This is a genomic window from Blastococcus sp. SYSU D00669, assembly GCF_054050715.1.
Window position 1 is genome coordinate 23939 of the sequence record NZ_JBJGZV010000012.1, and the last position, 18182, is coordinate 42120.

Sequence of the window (18182 nt, forward strand, 5' to 3'; positions counted from 1 at the left end):
CCGGCGTGGAAGCTGATGCGGTGAGGGTGGCCCGGGTCGTCGTCGACGTGCCCCTGGCCCACCTCGACCGGCCGTTCGACTACGTCGTCCCCGACGAGCTCGCCGAGCAGGTCCGGCCCGGGTGCCGGGTGCGGGTGCGCTTCGCCGGGCAGCTGGTCGACGGGTTCGTGCTGGAGCTCGGCGACTCCACCGAGCACACGGGCAGGCTCGCGCCGCTGGCCAAGGTGGTCTCGCCCGAGCCGGTGCTCACCCCCGAGGTGGCCGCGCTGGCCCGGTCGGTCGCCGACCGGTGGGGCGGCACGGTGACCGACGTGCTGCGGCTGGCGGTCCCGCCGCGCCGGGCGTCGGCCGAGAAGCGGCCGCCGGCCGACCCGCCGCCGCTCCCGGAGCCGCCCGACCCGGCCGGCTTCGCCCGGTACCCGACCGGGCCGATCCTGCTCGACGCGATCGCCTCCGGCGCCCCGGCCCGCGCGGTCTGGACGGCGCTGCCCGGCGAGGACTGGCCGACCCGGCTGGCCGAGCTGTGCCGCGCGGCGCTCTCCGGCGACCGCGGCGCGCTCGTCGTCGTCCCCGACGGCAAGGACCTCGACCGGCTGGAGGCCGCGGCCGACCGGGTGCTGCCGAAGGGCTCGTTCGTCGTCCTGCGAGCCGACGCCGCCCCGGACACCCGCTACCGCCGGTTCCTCGAGGCCGCGCGGGGCTCGGCGAAGGTCGTCCTCGGCACCCGCGCGGCGGCGCTGGCCCCGGTCGCCGACCTCGGCCTGGTGGCGATCTGGGACGACGGCGACGACCTGCACGCCGAGCCCCGGGCGCCCTACGCGCACGCCCGCGACGTGCTGGTGCACCGCTCGCACCTGGCCTCGTGCGCGGCCGTGCTCGCGGGGACGGCGCGCACCGCCGAGGCGGCGCTGCTCGTCGAGTCCGGCTGGGCGCACGAGCTCGTCGCCGACCGGGCGACGCTGCGCGCCGCCGCGCCGCGGGTGCAGGCCCTGGGCGACGACGCCGAGCTCGCCCGCGACCCCGCCGCGCGGACCGCCCGGCTGCCCAGCCTGGCCCACCGGGTGGCGCGGCAGGCGCTGGCCGACGGCGCCCCGGTGCTCGTGCAGGTGCCGCGGGCCGGCTACGCGCCCGGCCTGTCGTGCGCCCGCTGCCGGGCGCCGGCGCGCTGCGCGGTCTGCTCCGGGCCCCTGGGCATCTCCGCCACGCCCGGACCCGGCGGCTCGCGGGTGCCGGCCTGCCGCTGGTGCGCCCGCCCGGCCGCCACCTTCGACTGCCCGCACTGCCACCACACCAAGCTGCGTGCCTCCGTCGTCGGGGCCGCGCGCACCGCCGAGGAGCTGGGGCGCGCCTTCGCGGGGGCGACCGTGCGGGTCTCGGGCCGCGGCTCCGGGGTGCTGGCGACCGTCCCCGGCGGCCCGGCGGTCGTCGTCGCCACACCCGGTGCCGAGCCGGTCGCCGAGGGCGGGTACGGGGCCGCGCTGCTGCTCGATTCCTGGGCGCTGCTCGGGCGGGCCGACCTGCGGGCGGGGGAGGAGACCCTGCGCCGCTGGATGAACGCGGCGACGCTGGTGCGCGCCGGCGGGCAGGTCGTGGTCGCCGCCGACGCCGCGCACCCCGTCGTCCAGGCGCTGGTCCGCTGGGACCCCGCCTGGCTGGCCGAGCGCGAGCTCGCCGACCGCCGCGAGCTCGGCTTCCCGCCGGTCACCCGCATGGCCGCGGTCTCGGGCACGCCCGCGGCGGTGGCCGAGTTCCTCGACGCCGCCCGGCTGCCCGCCGACGCCGAGCTGCTCGGTCCCGTCCCCGAGCCGCCGCGTCCGGGGCAGGACGACGAGCGCGAGCGCTACCTGGTGCGCGTGCCCCGCGGCGAGGGCCTGGCGCTGGCCCGGGCGCTGGCCGAGGTGCAGGGCGTGCGCAGCGCGAAGAAGGTCGCCGAGCACGTGCGGGTCCAGCTGGACCCCCTCGACCTGGTCTGATGTCCCCATGCGGACGATCGGACTGCTCGGCGGGATGAGCTGGGAGAGCAGCGCCCTGTACTACCGGCTGCTCAACGAGGCGGTGCGCGACCGGCTGGGCGGGCTGCACTCGGCGCGCTGCGTGCTGCTGTCGGTCGACTTCGCCGAGATCGAGCGGCTGCAGGTGACCGGCGACTGGGCCCGGGCCGGGGAGCTGCTGGCCGCCGACGCGAAGGCGGTCGAGGCCGCCGGCGCCGAGCTCGTCCTGCTCTGCACCAACACCATGCACCGGGTCGCCGACGCGCTGACCGACGTCCTCGGCGTCCCGCTGCTGCACATCGGCGACGTGACCGCCGCGGCGGTCCGCGCGGCCGGGCTCACCCGGATCGGGCTGCTCGGCACCGCGTTCACGATGGAGCAGCCCTTCCTCGTCGAGCGGATGGCCGCGCACGGCCTCGAGGTGCTCGTCCCCGGGGCCGAGGACCGCGCCGAGGTGCACCGGGTCATCTACGAGGAGCTCTGCCTCGGCGTCGTCCGGGAGGAGTCGCGGCAGTTCTACCGCGACGTCGTCGGCCGGCTGGCCGGCCGGGGCGCCGAGGGCGTCGTGCTGGGCTGCACCGAGATCGAGCTGCTGATCGGGGCCGGCGACGTCGACCTGCCGGTGTTCCCGACGACGCAGCTGCACGTCGAGGCGGCCGTGGCCGCCGCGCTGGGGTAGGGAGCGGCCCGCTTACCCTGGATCGGTGAGCGTCACCCCGATCCGCCTGATGGGCGACCCCGTCCTGCGCCGCAGGGCCGAGGAGGTCGTCGACTTCGACGCCGAGCTGCGCCAGCTCGTCGCCGACCTGACCGACACCATGCACGCCGCCGGCGGCGCCGGCCTCGCGGCCCCGCAGATCGGCGTGGGCCTGCGCGTGTTCACCTGGTACGTCGACGGCGAGGTCGGGCACCTGGTCAACCCCGAGGTGACCGCGGTCGGCGACGAGGAGCAGATCGACCCCGAGGGCTGCCTGTCCATCCCGGGCTTCCGGTTCGACTGCCGCCGGCACCTCTACGTCGCCGCCACCGGCTGGGACATGCACGGCGAGCCGGTCCGGGTCGAGGGCTCGCACATGCTGGCCCGCGCGGTGCAGCACGAGGTCGACCACCTCGACGGCGTCCTCTTCGTCGACCGGCTCGACGCCGAGGCCCGCGAGGCCGCGCTGGCCGTGCTGCGCGACGCGGAGTGGGCCGGCGAGCAGGCCTACCTGCCGGCCGGCGAGCCCGTGCCGGTGGTGAAGGTGAGCCCGCACTGAGGCTCGTCTTCGCCGGGACGCCGGCGCCCGCCGTCCCCTCGCTGGAGGCGCTGCTCGCCTCCGACCACGAGGTCGTCGCCGTCCTCACCCGGCCCGACGCCCCGGCCGGCCGCGGCCGCCGGGTGAGCCGCTCACCGGTCGCCGAGCGGGCCGACGCCGCCGGCGTGCCCGTGCTGCAGCCGGCCTCGCCCAAGGACCCGGAGTTCCAGGCGCAGCTCGCCGGGCTCGCCGTCGACTGCGTGCCGGTGGTCGCCTACGGCGCGCTGATCCCCGTGCCGGCCCTGGAGATCCCCCGGCACGGCTGGGTCAACCTGCACTTCTCCGTGCTGCCGGCCTGGCGCGGGGCGGCGCCGGTGCAGCACGCGATCATGGCCGGCGACGACGTCACCGGCGCCTCGACCTTCCTCATCGAGAAGGGGCTGGACACCGGGCCGGTGTTCGGCACGCTGACCGAGCCGATCGGCCCGCGCGACACCGCCGGTGACCTGCTCGCGCGGCTCGCGGTCAGCGGGGCCCGGCTCCTCGTGGCCACGCTCGACGGCATCGCGGCCGGCGCCCTGGAGGCGCAGCCCCAGCTGGCCGACGGCGTCAGCCTGGCCCCGCGGATCGAGACCGCCGACGCCCGCGTCGACTGGGCGCTGCCGGCGCACGTGGTCGACCGGCGGGTCCGCGGCGTCACGCCCGCGCCCGGGGCGTGGACCACCTGGCGCGGCGAGCGGCTGCGGGTCGGCCCGGTCGAGCCGGTCGCCGACGGCCCCGCGCTCGCGCCGGGGGAGCTGGCGCTGGGCGAGCAGGTGCTGGTCGGCACCGGCTCGGCCCCGGTCCGGCTCGGCGAGGTGCAGCCGGCGGGCAAGCGCGTGCTGCCGGCCGCCGACTGGGCCCGCGGGGCGCGCCCGGAGGCGGGGGAGCGGCTCGCATGAGCGGCCCGCCCCGCCGTCCCGGAAGCGGTCCGAGGTCGGGACGGCGGCCCCGCCGGCCGGCGCCGCGCCGGCAGCTCGACGGCGCCCGGCTGACCGCCTACGACGTGCTGGACGCCGTCACCTCCCGCGACGCCTACGCCAACCTGCTGCTGCCGCAGCTGCTGCGCGAGCGGCAGCTGGAGCCGCGCGACGCCGCCTTCACCACGCAGCTCGCCTACGGGGCGCTGCGCGCGCAGGGCACGCTCGACGCGATCCTCGCCCGGCTGGTCGACCGGCCGCTGGCCGACCTCGACCCCCGCGTGCTCGACCTGCTGCGGCTGGGCGCCTACCAGCTGATCGACCTGCGCGTCCCCGCGCACGCCGCCGTCGACACCACCGTCGACCTGACCCGGGCGATCGTCGGTCCGGGCGCCTCCGGCCTGGTCAACGCGGTGCTGCGCAAGGTGGCCGCGGGGGGCGACCGGGCCGCGTGGCTCGCGGAGCTCGGCGCCGGCGGCGACGAGCGGCTCGGCCTGGCCACCGACCACCCGCCGTGGATCGTGCGGGCCTGGCGGGAGGCCCTCGGGGGCGACCCCCTCGACGACGCCGAACTGGAGGCGGCGCTGCTGGCCGACGACGCCGCGCCCGAGGTGCACCTCGCGGCCCGGCGGATCTCCCGCGAGGAGCTCGTGGCGCAGTCCGGCGGCGAGCCGGGGCCGTGGTCACCGTTCGCCGTCCGGCTGCACGGGGGCGACCCCGGCCGGCTGGCCGCGGTGCGCGACGGCGCCGCCGCGGTGCAGGACGAGGGCAGCCAGCTCGCCGCCCTCGCGCTGACCCGGGCCCCGCTGGAGGGGCCCGACCGCGCCTGGCTGGACATGTGCGCCGGCCCGGGCGGCAAGGCGGGGCTGCTCGCCGCCGTCCGCCCGCCCGGCGTGCGGCTGACCGCCGTCGACCGCGCACCGCACCGGGCCGACCTGGTCCGCCGGGCCCTCGCCGGCGCCGACGACGTCGCGGTGGAGGTGGCCGACGGCCGGCAGCCGCCGTGGCCCGAGGCGTCCTTCGACCGCGTCCTGCTCGACGCCCCGTGCACCGGTCTCGGCGCGCTGCGCCGCCGGCCCGAGGTGCGGTGGCGGCGGACGCCCGACGACGTCGGCCCGCTGGCCGCGCTGCAGACCGAGCTGCTGGCCGGCGCGCTGCGCTCGGTGCGGCCCGGCGGCGTCGTGGCGTACGTGACCTGCTCGCCGCACACCGCCGAGACCGCCGCCGTGGTCGACGCCGCGGCCGGGCGGGACGACGTCGAGGTGCTGCCGGTCGCGCCGCTGTTCCCCGAGGTGCCCGGCATCCAGCGCGGCCGGTACGCGCAGCTGTGGCCGCACCGGCACGGCACCGACGCCATGTTCGTGGCCCTGCTCCGCCGGACCTCCTGACCGCTACGGTGCCCCCCGTGCCATGGCTGCCCGAGGGGTGGGAGCACCCCCTCCGCGTCGACCTGCCCACCGGTGAGCACCTGCGCCCGATGAGCGACGCGGACACCGACATCGACCATCCGGCCGTGATGGGCTCGCGCGAGCGGCTGTGGGCCACCTACGGCGGGGCCTGGGGGTGGCCGCCGGAGACGATGACCGTCGAGCAGGACCGCGAGGACCTCGCGCGGCACGCGCGGGAGATCGCCGCGCACGAGAGCTTCCTCTACGGGCTGTTCCCCGACGACGAGTCGGAGCTGCTCGGCTGCGTGTACGTCGACCCGCCGGAGAAGGCCGGCGACGCCGACGCGGAGGTCTCCTGGTGGGTGGTCGACTGGCTGGTCGGCAGCGACACCGAGCGCGCCCTCGACGAGCTCGTGCCGGCCTGGCTGGCCCGCGAGTGGCCGCTGCGCGCGCCCCGCTACGTCGGCCGCGACCTGACCTGGGCGCAGTGGACCGCCCTGCCCGACCGCGACTGACCGTTCACGGGCGCGCCGCCACCTCCGGCGCCGGGATGCGCACCAGGGACGTCATCCGGCCCGCCGTTGCGTTCCTCGTGCGCATCCCGGTGCGGCCTCAGCCGGGTCAGCGCCACTGGGGCGGGCTGGTGCGCCGCCGCGGCGCGCCGTCCCACTCGGCGAGCGGCGCGCTCTGCCACCACCAGTCGGCGTCCGCGGGCGGCACGTCGCCCAGGGGCGCGCGACCGGTCGCCTGCAGCAGCCGCGCCCAGCCGTCGCCCGGCGGCGTCCACGGCAGCACGCGGTCGACGACGGCGGCGGCCAGCGGCTCGAGCGCCGCGTCCGCCGGGTCGGGGCCGCACGCCTCCCGCGTGTGCACCAGCAGCTCGGTGCAGGCCATCCCGACCCAGCCGGTGCGGTCGGCCCGGCCGGAGGGGTGGAAGGCCCGCTCGCCGTCGCCCATGCCGTCGAGCAGCCGGGCCAGCTCCTCCGCCGACAGGGCGAGCTGGGCGGTGAGCTCGGCGCGGCCGGCCCCCGGGTCGCCGTCCCGCGGCGGCGCGAGCCGGCCGGTGGCGCGGGTGCCGACGTGCGCGGCGTAGAGCTCCATCGTGTCGACCAGGTGGTCCAGCGTGCGGCGGGCGGTCCACCCGGGGGCCGGCCGCGCGAGGTCGGCGTCGGGCAGCAGGGCGAAGCGCTGCCCCGCCCACGTCGCGGCGGTGCGCAGGTCGTCGGGGGTGAGCACGGTTCAGCCGGGCCCCGCGTCGCCGACGCGGAGCGCGCCGGCCTGCGAGTGCATCCGCCGGCTCGTGCGGTGCAGGTGCTCGACGACGGCCTGGCACAGCCACGCGACCGGCCCGGTGGCGGCCACCAGCGCCGGGGACGGCAGCTCGGACGGGAGGCGGGTGCGGTTGAGCAGGTCGGCGGCCTGCGCCACGGCGGTCACGCAGGCGTCGGCGGGCGTCCACGTGCCGTCCGTGTGCGCGGGGTCGCGGTCCAGGTCGTCGTCCCGGCCGGGCGCGTCGTACCGATCGCGGCGGAAGCGCAACCGCCGGCGGTGCCAGCGCCCGGAGGCCACGCTGGCCTCGACCAGGTCGCGGAGCCCGATCCGGCGCTCGTCCAGCCAGCCGTCGAGCGAGCGCTCCGGCTCGGCACCGATCGCGGCGAGCAGCCGGTCGGCGGGGGCGAACCCGGTCGGGGTCTCGTCGACCACCACGCTGTCGGCGGTCTGCTCGATCCGGCCGGCCAGCGCCAGGTCCAGCAGCAGCCCCGCCCGGACGGCGGGACCGCAGATGGTCCAGTCGCCCACGCGGCCGCGGCGGTCGAGGCACAGGGCGGCGACCCGGGCCGCGACACCCCCGGTGAACTGCGCATCCGTCACGGGCGCAGGCTAGGTCAGGCGCTGATCGGGCCGCACCTAGACTCGGCAGACGTGTCCCGTGCCCCCCTGATCGCGCCGAGCCTGCTCTCGTCGGACTTCGCGCGCCTGGCGGAGGAGTCGCAGCGGGTCGCCGACGCCGACTGGCTGCACGTGGACGTCATGGACAACCACTTCGTGCCGAACCTGACGCTGGGCCTGCCGGTGGTCCGGGCGATCCAGGCGGTCAGCCCGGTGCCGCTGGACTGCCACCTGATGATCGAGGCGCCCGAGCGCTGGGCGCCGGGCTACGCCGAGGCCGGCGCGCGCAACGTGACGGTCCACGCCGAGGCGGTCACCGGCGACCCGCGGTCGGTCGCCCGCGACCTGCGCGCGGCCGGGGCGCTCGCCGGCCTCGCCATCAAGCCGGGGACGCCGCTGGACGACGTCCTCGAGGTGCTGCCCGACTTCGACACCCTGCTGGTGATGACCGTCGAGCCCGGCTTCGGCGGCCAGGAGTTCATGGCCGAGGTGCTGCCCAAGGTGCGCCGGGCGCGCGAGCTGGTGCAGAGCGGCCACCTGCAGCTGTTCGTCGAGGTCGACGGCGGCATCAACGCCGACACCATCGAGCAGGCCGCCGCGGCCGGCGCCGACGTGTTCGTCGCGGGCTCCGCCGTCTACGGCGCCGACGACCCGGCCAAGGCGATCGCCGCGCTGCGCGCGCAGGCGAGCACGGCGTTCCGCGGCTGACCGTGGAGGTCACCCCGGCCGAGCGGGCCGCGATGGCGCGCGCCCGCGAGCTCGGGCTCGGCGTGCTCGGCACGACCAGCCCCAACCCGCCGGTGGGTGCCGTGGTCCTGGACGCCGACGGCGCGGTCGCGGGGGAGGGGGCCACGTCCCCGCCCGGCGGACCGCACGCCGAGGTGCGCGCGCTGGCGCAGGCGGGCGGGCGCGCCCGGGGCGGCACTGCCGTCGTCACCCTCGAGCCGTGCGCGCACACCGGCCGCACCGGCCCCTGCGCCGACGCGCTGATCGCGGCCGGCGTCGCCCGCGTCGTCGTCGCCGTCCCCGAGCCCACCCGGCTCGCCGTCGGCGGCGCGGACCGGCTGCGCGCCGCCGGGGTCGACGTCGTCCTGCCCGTCGAGCAGGCCGAGGCGGAGGACGGCGCGCTGGCCTCGTGGCTCACCGGCGTCCGCGAGCACCGCCCCCGGGTGGTGTGGAAGGTGGGCGCCACCCTCGACGGCCGGGTGGCCGCCGCCGACGGCACCAGCCGCTGGATCACCGGCCCCGAGGCCCGCGCCGCGGTGCACCGGATCCGTGCCGCCTGCGACGCCGTCGTCGTCGGCGGCGGGACGGCGCTGGCCGACGACCCGCAGCTGACCGTGCGCGACGCCGAGGGCCGGAACGCCCCCCGGCAGCCGCTGCGGGTCGTGGTCGACCGCCGCGACCGGCTGCCGCGGACCGCGCGCGTCCTCGACGACGCCGCGCCCACCCTGGTCACCGCCGCCGCGACGCCGCGCGCCGTCCTCGACGAGCTGTTCGCCCGCGACGTGCGCCGGGTGCTGCTGGAGGGCGGCCCCACGCTGGCCGCCGCCTTCCTCCGCGACGGGCTGGTCGACGAGGTCGTCGTCCACCTCGCCGCGAAGCTGCTCGGGGCCGGTCCCTCCCTGGTGGGGGACCTGGGAATCGGGACGATCGCCGACGCGCTCACCCTGGAGGTCGTCGACGTCACCCTGCTGGGCGGGGACGTGCAGCTCCTGCTGCGCCCCACCCGGCACACTGAGGGTGGCGCAGCGCGCGCGAACGGGAGGTCGTGAAGGTGTTCACCGGGATCGTCGAGGAGGTCGGCACCCTGCTGGTCCGCGAGGAGCAGTCGGACGCCGTCCGCCTGTCCATCCGGGCGCGCAAGGTCCTGGACGGCGTCGCGCTCGGCGACTCGATCGCGGTCAACGGCGTCTGCCTGACCGTGACCGACGTCCGCCCCGACGGGGACGCCGCGGTGTGGGGCACCGACGTGATGGCCGAGACCCTGTCGCGCAGCAGCCTCGGCGCGCTCGGCGCGGGCGACCCGGTCAACCTGGAGCGCGCCGTGACCGCGCACACGCGGCTCGGCGGGCACCTGGTGCAGGGCCACGTGGACGGCGTCGGCTCGGTCGTCTCCCGCACCCCCGGTGAGCACTGGGAGGTCGTGCGGATCGCCGTGCCGCCGCAGCTGGCCCGCTACGTCGTCGAGAAGGGCTCGATCACCGTCGACGGCGTCTCGCTCACGGTCAGCGCCGTCAGCCCGCTGGGGACGGCGGGCGGGTCAGCCGACACAGCCCCCGAGCCCTGGCTCGAGGTCAGCCTCATCCCCACCACCCTGCGCGAGACCACGCTCGGCACGCGCGCTCCGGGGGACCCGGTCAACCTGGAGGTCGACGTGATCGCGAAGTACGTGGAACGACTGCTGGAGGCCCGGCGGTGAGCGGCACGCGGCTCGACTCGATCGAGGACGCCATCGCGGCGGTCAAGAGCGGCAAGCCCGTCGTGGTCGTCGACGACGAGGACCGCGAGAACGAGGGCGACCTGATCTTCGCCTCCGAGCTCGCCACCCCCGAGCTGGTGGCCTTCATGGTCCGCTACACCTCGGGCTACATCTGCGTCGCGCTCACCGAGGCCGACGCCGACCGGCTCGACCTGCCGCCGATGTTCCGGGTCAACCAGGACCGCCGCGGCACCGCCTACACGGTGACCGTCGACGCCCGCGAGGGCGTCACCACCGGCATCTCGGCGGCCGACCGCGCGCACACGATCCGCCTGCTCGCCGACGTGTCGACGTCGTCGGCCGACCTGTCGCGGCCGGGCCACATCGTGCCGCTGCGGGCCAAGGACGGCGGCGTGCTGCGCCGGCCGGGCCACACCGAGGCCGCGGTCGACCTCGCCGTCCTGGCCGGGCTGCGGCCGTCGGGGACGCTGTGCGAGATGGTCAGCGAGAAGGACCCCACCGGCATGGCCCGGGCCGACGAGCTGCGGGTCTTCGCCGACGAGCACGACCTCTGCCTCATCTCGATCGCCGACCTGATCGCCTACCGCAAGCGCTTCGACAAGCTGGTCGAGCGCGTCGCCGAGGCGACCGTGCCGCTCGCGCCGGGCACCTTCACCGCGGTCGGCTACGCCAGCAGCTACGACAACCGCGAGCACGTCGCGTTCGTCATGGGCGACATCGGGGACGGCGAGGACGTGCTCGTCCGCGTGCACTCCGAGTGCCTCACCGGCGACGTCTTCGGCTCGCTGCGCTGCGACTGCGGCCCGCAGCTGCAGGCCGCGCTGGAGGCGGTCGCGCAGGAGGGCCGCGGCGTGGTGCTCTACATCCGCGGGCACGAGGGCCGGGGGATCGGCCTGCTGCACAAGCTGCAGGCCTACCAGCTGCAGGACGCCGGCGTGGACACCGTCGACGCCAACCTCGACCTGGGCCTGCCCGCCGACGCCCGCGACTACGGCACCGGCGCGCAGATCCTGGTCGACCTCGGCGTGCACACCATGCGGCTGCTCACCAACAACCCCGCCAAGCGCGCGGGGCTGGAGGGCTACGGGCTGAAGATCGTCGGCCGCGTGCCGCTGCCCAGCCACGTCACCCAGGAGAACCTGGCCTACCTGCGCACCAAGCGCGACCGCATGGGCCACCTGCTCGACATCATCGAGCCGGAGACCGAGGCCGGCCCGGCCGACACCGTCCCGGGCACCGACGTGCCCCTCGGCCAGCAGGAGCAGCAGCTGTGAGCGGCCAGGGAGCGCCGGAGGCGCAGCCGGTCGACGCCGCCGGCCTGTCCGTCGGCATCGTGGCCACCACCTGGCACGCCGAGATCACCGACTCCCTGCTCGGGCGGGCGCTGGCCGCCGCCGAGGCCAGCGGCGTCGCGGCGCCGACCGTGGTCCGGGTGCCCGGGGCCGTCGAGCTGCCGGTCGTGGCCCAGGCGCTGGCCGAGCGGCACGACGCGGTCGTCGCGCTCGGCGTGGTGGTCCGCGGCGGCACCCCGCACTTCGAGTACGTGTGCGACTCGGTTACCGCCGGGCTCACCCGGGTCGCGCTCGACGCCGGCAAGCCGGTGGGCAACGGCGTCCTGACCACCGACGACGAGCAGCAGGCCCGCGACCGGGCCGGTCTGCCCGGCTCGGCCGAGGACAAGGGCTGGGAGGCCACCATCGCGGCGCTGCGGACCGCGCTCGTGCTCCGCGACCTGCGGACCCCGGCCCGGCCCACCGGCTTCCGGATCACCCCGGCCGGGGACGGTCGCGCGTGAAGACCTTCGACGAGCTCTTCGGCGAGCTGTCCGGCAAGGTCGCCGCCGGGGACCCGGCCTCCGGCACCGTCGCCGCCGTCCGCGACGGCGTGCACGCGGCGGGCAAGAAGGTGGTCGAGGAGGCCGCCGAGTCGTGGATGGCCGCCGAGCACGAGTCGCTCGACCGGACGGCGGAGGAGATCAGCCAGCTCCTCTACCGGGTGCAGGTGCTCATGCTGGCGCGGGGTCTCACGCTCGACGACGTCTACGCTCATCTGTGATCCCCGTCGGTTAGGAGTTCGCCCCGTGCTGCGCATCGCCGTGCCCAACAAGGGCGTCCTGAGCGAGCCCGCGGCCGAGATGCTCGCCGAGAGCGGCTACCGGCAGCGGCGCAGCACCAAGGACCTCGCCGTCTACGACCCTGAGAGCGACACCGAGTTCTTCTACCTGCGGCCACGGGACATCGCCGTCTACGTCGCCTCCGGCACGCTCGACGTCGGCATCACCGGCCGCGACATGCTCATGGAGACCGCGCCGGCCGACGGCGAGGGACCGGCGGCGGTCGAGGTCATGCCGCTGGGCTTCGGGCGCTCGTCGTTCCGCTTCGCCGTCCCGGTGGAGTCGGGCATCTCGACCATCGAGCAGCTGGCCGGCAAGCGGATCGCCACCGCCTACCCGGTGCTGCTGCAGCGGCACCTCGCCGAGGCCGGCATCAAGGCCGCGGTGGTCAAGCTCGACGGCGCGGTCGAGACCGCCTGCCGGCTGGGCGTGGCCGACGCGGTGTGCGACGTCGTCGAGACCGGGACGACGCTGCGCGCGGCGGGTCTGCAGATCATCGGCGAGCCGGTGCTGGGCAGCGAGGCGATCCTGGTCCGCCGGGAGGGCGCCGAGGAGATCCCGGCCGTGGCGCAGCTGCGCCGGCGGCTGCGCGGCGTCCTGGTGGCCCGGCAGTACGTGATGCTCGACTACGACTGCCCGAACGAGCTGCTCGAGAAGGCCACCGCGATCACGCCCGGCCTCGAGGGGCCGACGGTCAGCCCGCTGCAGACGCCGGGCTGGTCGGCGGTGCGCGCGATGGTGCCCCAGGGCGAGACCAACCGGCTGATGGACGAGCTCTGGGAGCTCGGCGCCCGCGCCATCCTGGTCACGAAGATCCACGCGTCGCGCATCTGAGCCGTGCGCGCGCCGTTGCTGCTCGCCGCGCTCCTGCTGGCCGGCTGCGCCGGCGCCGACGGGGGACCGGACGCGGGCGCCCCGGCGCAGCTCGACCAGCTCGAGGTGGTGCTCGACCGCGGCGACGGCACGCCGGCCCCGAGCTGGACGCTGGTCTGCGGCGGCGGCGTGGCCGGTGACCACCCGGCGGCGGCCGCGGCCTGCACCCACCTCGGGGGCCTCGACGACCCGTTCGCCTCGCTGCCCGCCGACGCCGTCTGCACCGAGCAGTACGGCGGCCCGCAGACCGCGCACGTGACCGGCCGCTGGCGCGGGGAGCCGGTCGACCTGCGGCTGTCCCGGGTGGACGGCTGCCACATCGCCCGGTGGGACGCCCTCGGCCCGCTGCTGCCCGCCTAGCGGCCGACCACCCGCGGGGTGCGGTCGCGACCCGCGCGGTGGACGGCGAGGGCGGCGACCGCACGGCGCGGGTGAGCAGGCCCCGGAACGGCGACGGCCCCCCGACCGCCGGGGTCGGGGGGCCGTCGGCCGCGGTCGTCAGCGCACGCGCGTGGTGCGGTCCACCAGGTCGATCGCGGTGCACAGGCCCAGCGCCATCGCGCGGCCGCTGGTCGAGCCGGTGGCCAGCAGGCCGGCGATCGCCGGGCCCAGCGGCCGCTCGCCGACCAGGCCCTGCAGGACGGCGGCGTACTCGCCGCTGACCCGCCCGGCGGCGGCGTGCCGCAGCAGCGCCCGGGACAGCTCGGTGGTGCGGCCGGCGGCCAGCGAGTAAACGCCGGCGGCGAACCGCTCGGCGGCCGGGTGGCCGAGGAGGACCAGGCCGGCCATCGTGCCGGCCATGACGTCGTCACCGGCCGGGGTGAGGCCGGGGCCGAGCCCGATCAGCCGGGCCGCGGTGCGCAGCGCCGCGTCCAGGTCGGCCCGGCGGACGGCGCCGCGCAGCGCGGCGAGCGGGCCGCCGGGGCCGGTGGGCAGGCCGGGGAGGGTGAAGGCGCTGTGCGGGACGCCCTCGCCGTAGAGCGCGTTGCGCAGCTGGCGCACGCCCTCGGGCAGCAGCGCCGGGCGGGCGTGCGGCAGCCGGGGGCGCGGGTCCCACCAGGCGGCGGCGCTGACCGCGAGGTCGCCGACCACGATGCGGCCGCCACCCACCTCGGCCGGGGCACCGGTGGGCAGGGCGACCAGGGGCCGGCCGTTGCTCGGCCGGAAGAGCACGCAGCCCAGCGGCAGCCGCGCGGCGTCGCTGGTGAGGACGCCGACGACGTCGCCGCCGCGCTCGTTCTGCACCTGCAGGTAGACGGCCGCCGGGAGGCTCATGAGCACGCGCGCCGGCCGGACCGGGCCGCGCAGCAGCTCGGCGACGCCGGTGCTGGCGGAGGCCGGGACCGCGGTGGCGGCGCGGGCGGGGACGGCGGTGCGGGCCGCGGCCTGGGCGGACTCGCGGGGGAGGGGGATCAGGGGCACCCCGGCACGCGCGGCGCGTCCGCGGGGCGCGTCCGGCTGAGTGCGGCGGCCACCCGGGCCAGTGAGTTCGTCGATGGTGCGCATGGCGGCCCTTCCGGCGGAGGCGTCGACGGGAGCGCCGTGCTGATGGCCCCCGCCCGGGTCCCCCGCACCCCGACGGAGGGGGTGGCACTCACCACCAAGGGTGACGGCCTACCATCCAGCGGGTTGCGGTGAACCTGGTCACGAACCTATGCGGCGCGTCGCGCGGCCTCGTATGGCGGAAGTCGCCAAGAATGGCACCGGCCGACCGGGCACTCCTGACAGCGGATCGGGATGTGGCAGTCTGTTTGGCAACTGAAGGGGGATGACCCGTGACCCAGGGTGATTCGTCACTCACGGCCGCCACGCAGCGTAGTTCGACGGTAGCGTTCCGTCGCAGTGCGCAGTCCGTGCGCGCCACCTTCCCACAGCCCTTCGCCGAGCGCACTTCCTGGCACGACCGGATGGGCCTCACGCTGGCCGAGGCGCTCCGGCTGCCCGCGCTGGCCGGCACGACGGTGGTCGCCGGGCGGGAGGGGCTCGACCGGCCGGTGCGGCACATGGTCGTCGACGACCCGGCCGACCCGCTGGCCGTCGCCGCCCCGGACGTCGTCGTCGTCCTCGGCGCGCGGCTGCCCCCGGCCGACCCCGCCAACTGCCGGGCGCTGGTCGAGCGGCTGGTCTCGATGGGCACCGCCGCGCTGGCGTTCCGCCGCGCCGAGGGCCCGGCGCCGGTCCCCGGCGAGGTGCTCGCCGAGGCCGACCGGCGCGGCTTCCCCGTCCTGGCCCTGCCGGCCGGCGTGCGCATGGACGAGGTCCTCTCCGAGGTCCTCGGCGCGGTGGTCAGCAAGCAGAGCGAGGCGCTGTCGCTGACCTCGCGCATGCACAACCAGTTCATCGACGTCGCCCTCACCGGCGGCGGGCTGGCCGAGGTCACCGACCAGCTCTCCGGGTTCCTCGAGGGCGCCGCCGTCCTCGGCCTCGGGCCCGACCGCGAGATCGCGACCAGCGCCGGCCCGTCCGAGGACGTCGCCGAGATCAGCGACTGGCTATGGCTGCTCGACGCCGCCGCCGACGACGCGCTCGCCGAGCTGGCCCCGGCGCGGCGGCTCTCCGGCGTCCGCGCCGACCAGAGCGTGGTCACCCCGGCCGACGTGCTGGCCGATGCCGATCTCAACCCCGCCGACGGCATCCTGCTCGTCCCCGGGCACCACGAGCTGCCCGGCGGGGTGGGGGAGTACGCCGTCGCCCCGATCATGGCCGGCGACCAGCGCCACGGCTGGCTGGTCGCGGTGCACCGCACCGGCCCGCTGATGGTCGGCGCCGGTGGCGTCCTGGAGCAGGCCGCGATGGTGTCGGCGCTGTCGGTGATCCGCCAGCAGGCCGTCCACTCGGTCGAGCTGCGCTTCCAGGGCGACCTGGTCCGGCGGCTGGTCGGCGGCTCGCTGCGGCACACCGAGCGCGCGCTGGCGCAGACCCGCTCGTTCGGCTGGCGGCTCGACGGCCCCGTCGTCGTCCTGGTGTCGGCCACCGAGACCGTCGCCGACCCGCAGGCCGACCCGACCCGGGCCCTCGACGTCCTCGACCGGCTGGCCGACGGCTGGCGGGCCGCCCTCGAGGGCGAGGTCGCCGGCGCCGCCGTGGCGGGGCTGTCGACCGAGATCGTCACCGTGCTGCCGCTCGACGGGCGCAACCCCGAGGAGATCTCCTCGCTGGTCTCGGCGGTGACCTCGCGGGTGAACGCCCGGCTGCGCCGGGTGGGCCGCGTGCTGGGCACCGGCATCGGACGCCCGTCGCCGACCATCACCGGGCTCGGCGACGCCTACCAGCAGGCGCAGCGGGCGCTGTCGGTCGGCCAGGAGATCCACGGCACCTCCGCGGTCACCCACTTCGACCAGCTCGGCGTCTTCCGGCTGCTCTCGCTCATCCCCGACAGCACGGAGCTGCGCTCCTACGTCGACGAGGTGCTCGGCCCGCTGGCCGACAGCACCGACCCCGACTCGGCCGACCTGCGCGAGACGCTGCGGGTGCTGCTGGAGACCAACCTCAACGTGGCGGAGTCGGCGCGCCGGCTGCACTTCCACTACAACACGATGCGCTACCGGATCGGCAAGCTGGAGCGGCTGCTCGGCCCCTTCACCACCGACCCGACGCTGCGGCTGAACCTGCTGCTGGCCCTGCACGCCGCCCGCATGCGGGGGCTGGACCAGCCGCACCGCCCGCCCATCGAGTCGGTGCCGGCTCCGCTCATGCCCGACGACGGACTGGACGCCCTGATCTGAAAATGGACCCCCTGCCCCCACCGCTGGCCCGCTCGCGGCGGGACCCTGCAGGGGGCCGGACCGGGGAGGCGGCGTGAGCGAACGGGTGGACGCGCTCATCGCGCGGATGCGCGCGCTGCAGGCGCAGCTGGAGGCGGCCGGCGACCCGGCGCGCTTCTTCCTCGGCACCTACCTGCGCGTCACCGAGGCGGTCCGGGCCGCGCTGGACGACGGCCTGTTCGAGGACCCCGCCTGGCTGGCGGAGTGGGACACCGACTTCGCCGGCTTCTACCTCGACGCGCTCGAGGCCCACCGGCGCGACCCGGCGACCGCGCCCGCCCCCTGGCGGCGGGCGTTCGGCGCCCGGGCCGGGCTGCGACCCGAGGCGCACGTGCTGCTCGGCGTCAACGCGCACATCAACTACGACCTGCCCCAGTCGCTGGTGCGGGTCATCGCGCCGGGCGACTTCGCCGACCCGGTCGTGCTGGCCGCCCGCGAACGCGACCACCAGCGGATCGACGGCGTGCTCGCCTCCCGCGTGGGCGCCGAGGACCTCGAGCTGCGCCGGGCCGGTGACCCGCGCACCCTGCTCGACCACCTGCTGACGCCGGTCAACCGCCTGGCCACCCGGACCTTCCTGCGCGAGTCCCGGCGGAAGGTCTGGGCCAACGCGGCCGCGCTGAACGCCGCACGGCTGGACGGCGACGACGCGTTCGGCCGCCGGCTCGCCGAGCTCGAGTCCCTGAGCGACGCGCGGGTCGCCGACCTGCTCCGCCCCGGCCCGGTGCTGGTGCGCCTCGCCGTGCACGGCTTCGGCGTCACCCTGCCGCAGGAGCGCTAGTCGGGGATCGGGACGCCGACGGCGTAGAGGACGTCGTCGCGCTCGTGCACGAAGCCCAGCCGCGCCGCCACGGCCCGGCTGGCCGTGTTGTCGGGGCTCGTCGTCCACGTCGGCCGGTGCCCGCGGGCACGGATGTCGGCCACCAGCGCGGCGGTGCAGGCCCGGGACAGCCCGCGGCCGCGGAAACCGGGCTCGGTCACCACGCCGATGTCCTCGAACCGCCGCCCGACGTAGAACGAGCAGGCCACGGCGACCGGCCGGTCGTCGTCCAAGGCGGCCCAGGCGTAGCCCGAGGCGGCCAGCCCCGCGGCGCCGTCCCACGTCTCGCCGATCCACGCGATCGACGGGTCCAGCGCCGCCAGGGCGGCGGCGTCGCCCGCGCCGAGCCGGCGCACCCGCGCGCCGGGCGCCGGCACGGCGACCGACTCCGGCAGGACGGCGACGACGCGGTCCCAGACGGCCAGGCCGGGGTCCACCTCGCGCAGCGCCGGCAGCCACTCCGGCGGCGCCTCCACCAGCCCCCGCAGTTCGGGAACCGCCCGCGGCGTGCCGCGGACGGCGACGTTGTCGCCGGGCAGCTCGGCCAGCACCGTCGACGGGTCGGGCCAGCGGTCGGCGGCGCACCGGCCGACGCCGGAGGAGACGACGTGCTGCTGGATCAGCGGTCCCGGCCGCTCGGGCGCGAAGAACCGGCCCACCGCGGCCGGATCGACATCGAGCATCGCCGCGAGGCTATCCGGCCCCC

20 protein-coding genes are annotated in these 18182 nt (G+C 77.2%); 16 read left to right on the forward strand and 4 right to left on the reverse strand.

The window, feature by feature from the left end; all coding sequences use genetic code 11:
- Positions 1-20 precede the first annotated feature (20 nt).
- Genes ACI8AF_RS10580 through ACI8AF_RS10605 form a run of 6 tightly spaced genes read left to right on the forward strand, consistent with a single transcriptional unit; the run spans position 21 to position 6088 of the window.
- On the forward strand, positions 21-1973 hold the full coding sequence (locus ACI8AF_RS10580; RefSeq protein ID WP_456539656.1) for a primosomal protein N': 1953 nt from the start codon (positions 21-23) through the stop codon (positions 1971-1973).
- Positions 1974-1980: 7 nt separating this feature from the next.
- Positions 1981-2670, forward strand: a complete 690-nt coding sequence (locus ACI8AF_RS10585) for an aspartate/glutamate racemase family protein (RefSeq protein WP_456539657.1) — start codon at positions 1981-1983, stop codon at positions 2668-2670.
- A gap of 25 nt (positions 2671-2695) precedes the next feature.
- Positions 2696-3247 (forward strand): peptide deformylase, encoded by a 552-nt coding sequence (gene def, locus ACI8AF_RS10590; protein WP_456539658.1) that lies wholly within the window; start codon positions 2696-2698, stop codon positions 3245-3247.
- Entirely contained in the window at positions 3178-4167 is a 990-nt protein-coding gene (fmt, locus tag ACI8AF_RS10595) for a methionyl-tRNA formyltransferase (RefSeq protein ID WP_456539659.1), read from the forward strand. Before def ends, fmt begins: the two co-directional genes overlap by 70 nt.
- On the forward strand, positions 4164-5573 hold the full coding sequence (locus ACI8AF_RS10600) for an RsmB/NOP family class I SAM-dependent RNA methyltransferase (protein ID WP_456539660.1): 1410 nt from the start codon (positions 4164-4166) through the stop codon (positions 5571-5573). The genes fmt and ACI8AF_RS10600 overlap by 4 nt, the downstream gene beginning before the upstream one ends.
- Before the next feature lie 17 nt (positions 5574-5590).
- Positions 5591-6088 carry a hypothetical protein gene (locus ACI8AF_RS10605; protein WP_456539661.1) on the forward strand — a complete coding sequence of 166 codons (498 nt, stop codon included), beginning with the start codon at positions 5591-5593 and terminating at the stop codon, positions 6086-6088.
- A 106-nt stretch (positions 6089-6194) separates the two neighbouring features.
- Here ACI8AF_RS10605 and ACI8AF_RS10610 read toward each other — a convergent pair whose 3' ends face one another.
- Positions 6195-6809, reverse strand: coding sequence for a DinB family protein (locus tag ACI8AF_RS10610; RefSeq protein ID WP_456539662.1), 615 nt, complete (start codon positions 6807-6809; stop codon positions 6195-6197).
- 3 nt (positions 6810-6812) lie between these two features.
- The gene (locus ACI8AF_RS10615) at positions 6813-7445 is read right to left on the reverse strand and encodes a GPP34 family phosphoprotein (RefSeq protein WP_456539663.1); all 633 of its coding nucleotides are present in this window, start codon (positions 7443-7445) and stop codon (positions 6813-6815) included.
- A gap of 51 nt (positions 7446-7496) precedes the next feature.
- Here ACI8AF_RS10615 and rpe point away from each other — a divergent pair, with 51 nt between their 5' ends.
- Genes rpe through ACI8AF_RS10655 form a run of 8 tightly spaced genes read left to right on the forward strand, consistent with a single transcriptional unit; the run spans position 7497 to position 13252 of the window.
- Positions 7497-8171, forward strand: a complete 675-nt coding sequence (gene rpe, locus ACI8AF_RS10620; RefSeq protein ID WP_456539664.1) for a ribulose-phosphate 3-epimerase — start codon at positions 7497-7499, stop codon at positions 8169-8171.
- Positions 8172-8173: 2 nt separating this feature from the next.
- Complete coding sequence (gene ribD, locus ACI8AF_RS10625) at positions 8174-9238, forward strand: bifunctional diaminohydroxyphosphoribosylaminopyrimidine deaminase/5-amino-6-(5-phosphoribosylamino)uracil reductase RibD (RefSeq protein WP_456539665.1); 1065 nt, start codon at positions 8174-8176, stop codon at positions 9236-9238.
- 2 nt (positions 9239-9240) lie between these two features.
- Complete coding sequence (locus ACI8AF_RS10630; protein WP_456539666.1) at positions 9241-9885, forward strand: riboflavin synthase; 645 nt, start codon at positions 9241-9243, stop codon at positions 9883-9885.
- Positions 9882-11180, forward strand: a complete 1299-nt coding sequence (locus ACI8AF_RS10635) for a bifunctional 3,4-dihydroxy-2-butanone-4-phosphate synthase/GTP cyclohydrolase II (RefSeq protein ID WP_456539667.1) — start codon at positions 9882-9884, stop codon at positions 11178-11180. Before ACI8AF_RS10630 ends, ACI8AF_RS10635 begins: the two co-directional genes overlap by 4 nt.
- Complete coding sequence (gene ribH / locus ACI8AF_RS10640; protein WP_456539668.1) at positions 11177-11701, forward strand: 6,7-dimethyl-8-ribityllumazine synthase; 525 nt, start codon at positions 11177-11179, stop codon at positions 11699-11701. Before ACI8AF_RS10635 ends, ribH begins: the two co-directional genes overlap by 4 nt.
- Entirely contained in the window at positions 11698-11961 is a 264-nt protein-coding gene (locus ACI8AF_RS10645; RefSeq protein WP_456539669.1) for a phosphoribosyl-ATP diphosphatase, read from the forward strand. The genes ribH and ACI8AF_RS10645 overlap by 4 nt, the downstream gene beginning before the upstream one ends.
- A 25-nt stretch (positions 11962-11986) precedes the next feature.
- Positions 11987-12853: an ATP phosphoribosyltransferase gene (gene hisG, locus ACI8AF_RS10650; RefSeq protein ID WP_456539670.1), complete on the forward strand. Its 867-nt coding sequence runs from the start codon at positions 11987-11989 to the stop codon at positions 12851-12853.
- A gap of 3 nt (positions 12854-12856) precedes the next feature.
- On the forward strand, positions 12857-13252 hold the full coding sequence (locus ACI8AF_RS10655) for an SSI family serine proteinase inhibitor (RefSeq protein WP_456539671.1): 396 nt from the start codon (positions 12857-12859) through the stop codon (positions 13250-13252).
- 138 nt (positions 13253-13390) lie between these two features.
- Here the strand turns inward: ACI8AF_RS10655 and ACI8AF_RS10660 are convergent, their stop codons facing one another.
- Positions 13391-14314, reverse strand: a complete 924-nt coding sequence (locus ACI8AF_RS10660) for a DUF2877 domain-containing protein (protein WP_456539672.1) — start codon at positions 14312-14314, stop codon at positions 13391-13393.
- 431 nt (positions 14315-14745) lie between these two features.
- On the opposite strand from ACI8AF_RS10660, the gene ACI8AF_RS10665 reads away from it, so the two are divergent.
- Entirely contained in the window at positions 14746-16617 is a 1872-nt protein-coding gene (locus tag ACI8AF_RS10665; RefSeq protein WP_456539673.1) for a PucR family transcriptional regulator, read from the forward strand.
- A gap of 73 nt (positions 16618-16690) precedes the next feature.
- Positions 16691-17437: a DUF5995 family protein gene (locus tag ACI8AF_RS10670; protein ID WP_456539674.1), complete on the forward strand. Its 747-nt coding sequence runs from the start codon at positions 16691-16693 to the stop codon at positions 17435-17437.
- Here the strand turns inward: ACI8AF_RS10670 and ACI8AF_RS10675 are convergent.
- The gene (locus ACI8AF_RS10675; RefSeq protein ID WP_456539675.1) at positions 17434-18159 is read right to left on the reverse strand and encodes a GNAT family N-acetyltransferase; all 726 of its coding nucleotides are present in this window, start codon (positions 18157-18159) and stop codon (positions 17434-17436) included. The genes ACI8AF_RS10670 and ACI8AF_RS10675 overlap by 4 nt on opposite strands.
- Positions 18160-18182 lie beyond the last annotated feature (23 nt).

Coding starts and splice junctions, on each gene's coding strand:
- ACI8AF_RS10585 (WP_456539657.1), top strand. CDS start 1,981: ATGCGGACGATCGGACTGCTCGGCGGGATGAGCTGGGAGAGCAGCGCC.
- ACI8AF_RS10600 (WP_456539660.1), top strand. CDS start 4,164: ATGAGCGGCCCGCCCCGCCGTCCCGGAAGCGGTCCGAGGTCGGGACGG.
- ACI8AF_RS10675 (WP_456539675.1), bottom strand. CDS start 18,159: ATGCTCGATGTCGATCCGGCCGCGGTGGGCCGGTTCTTCGCGCCCGAG.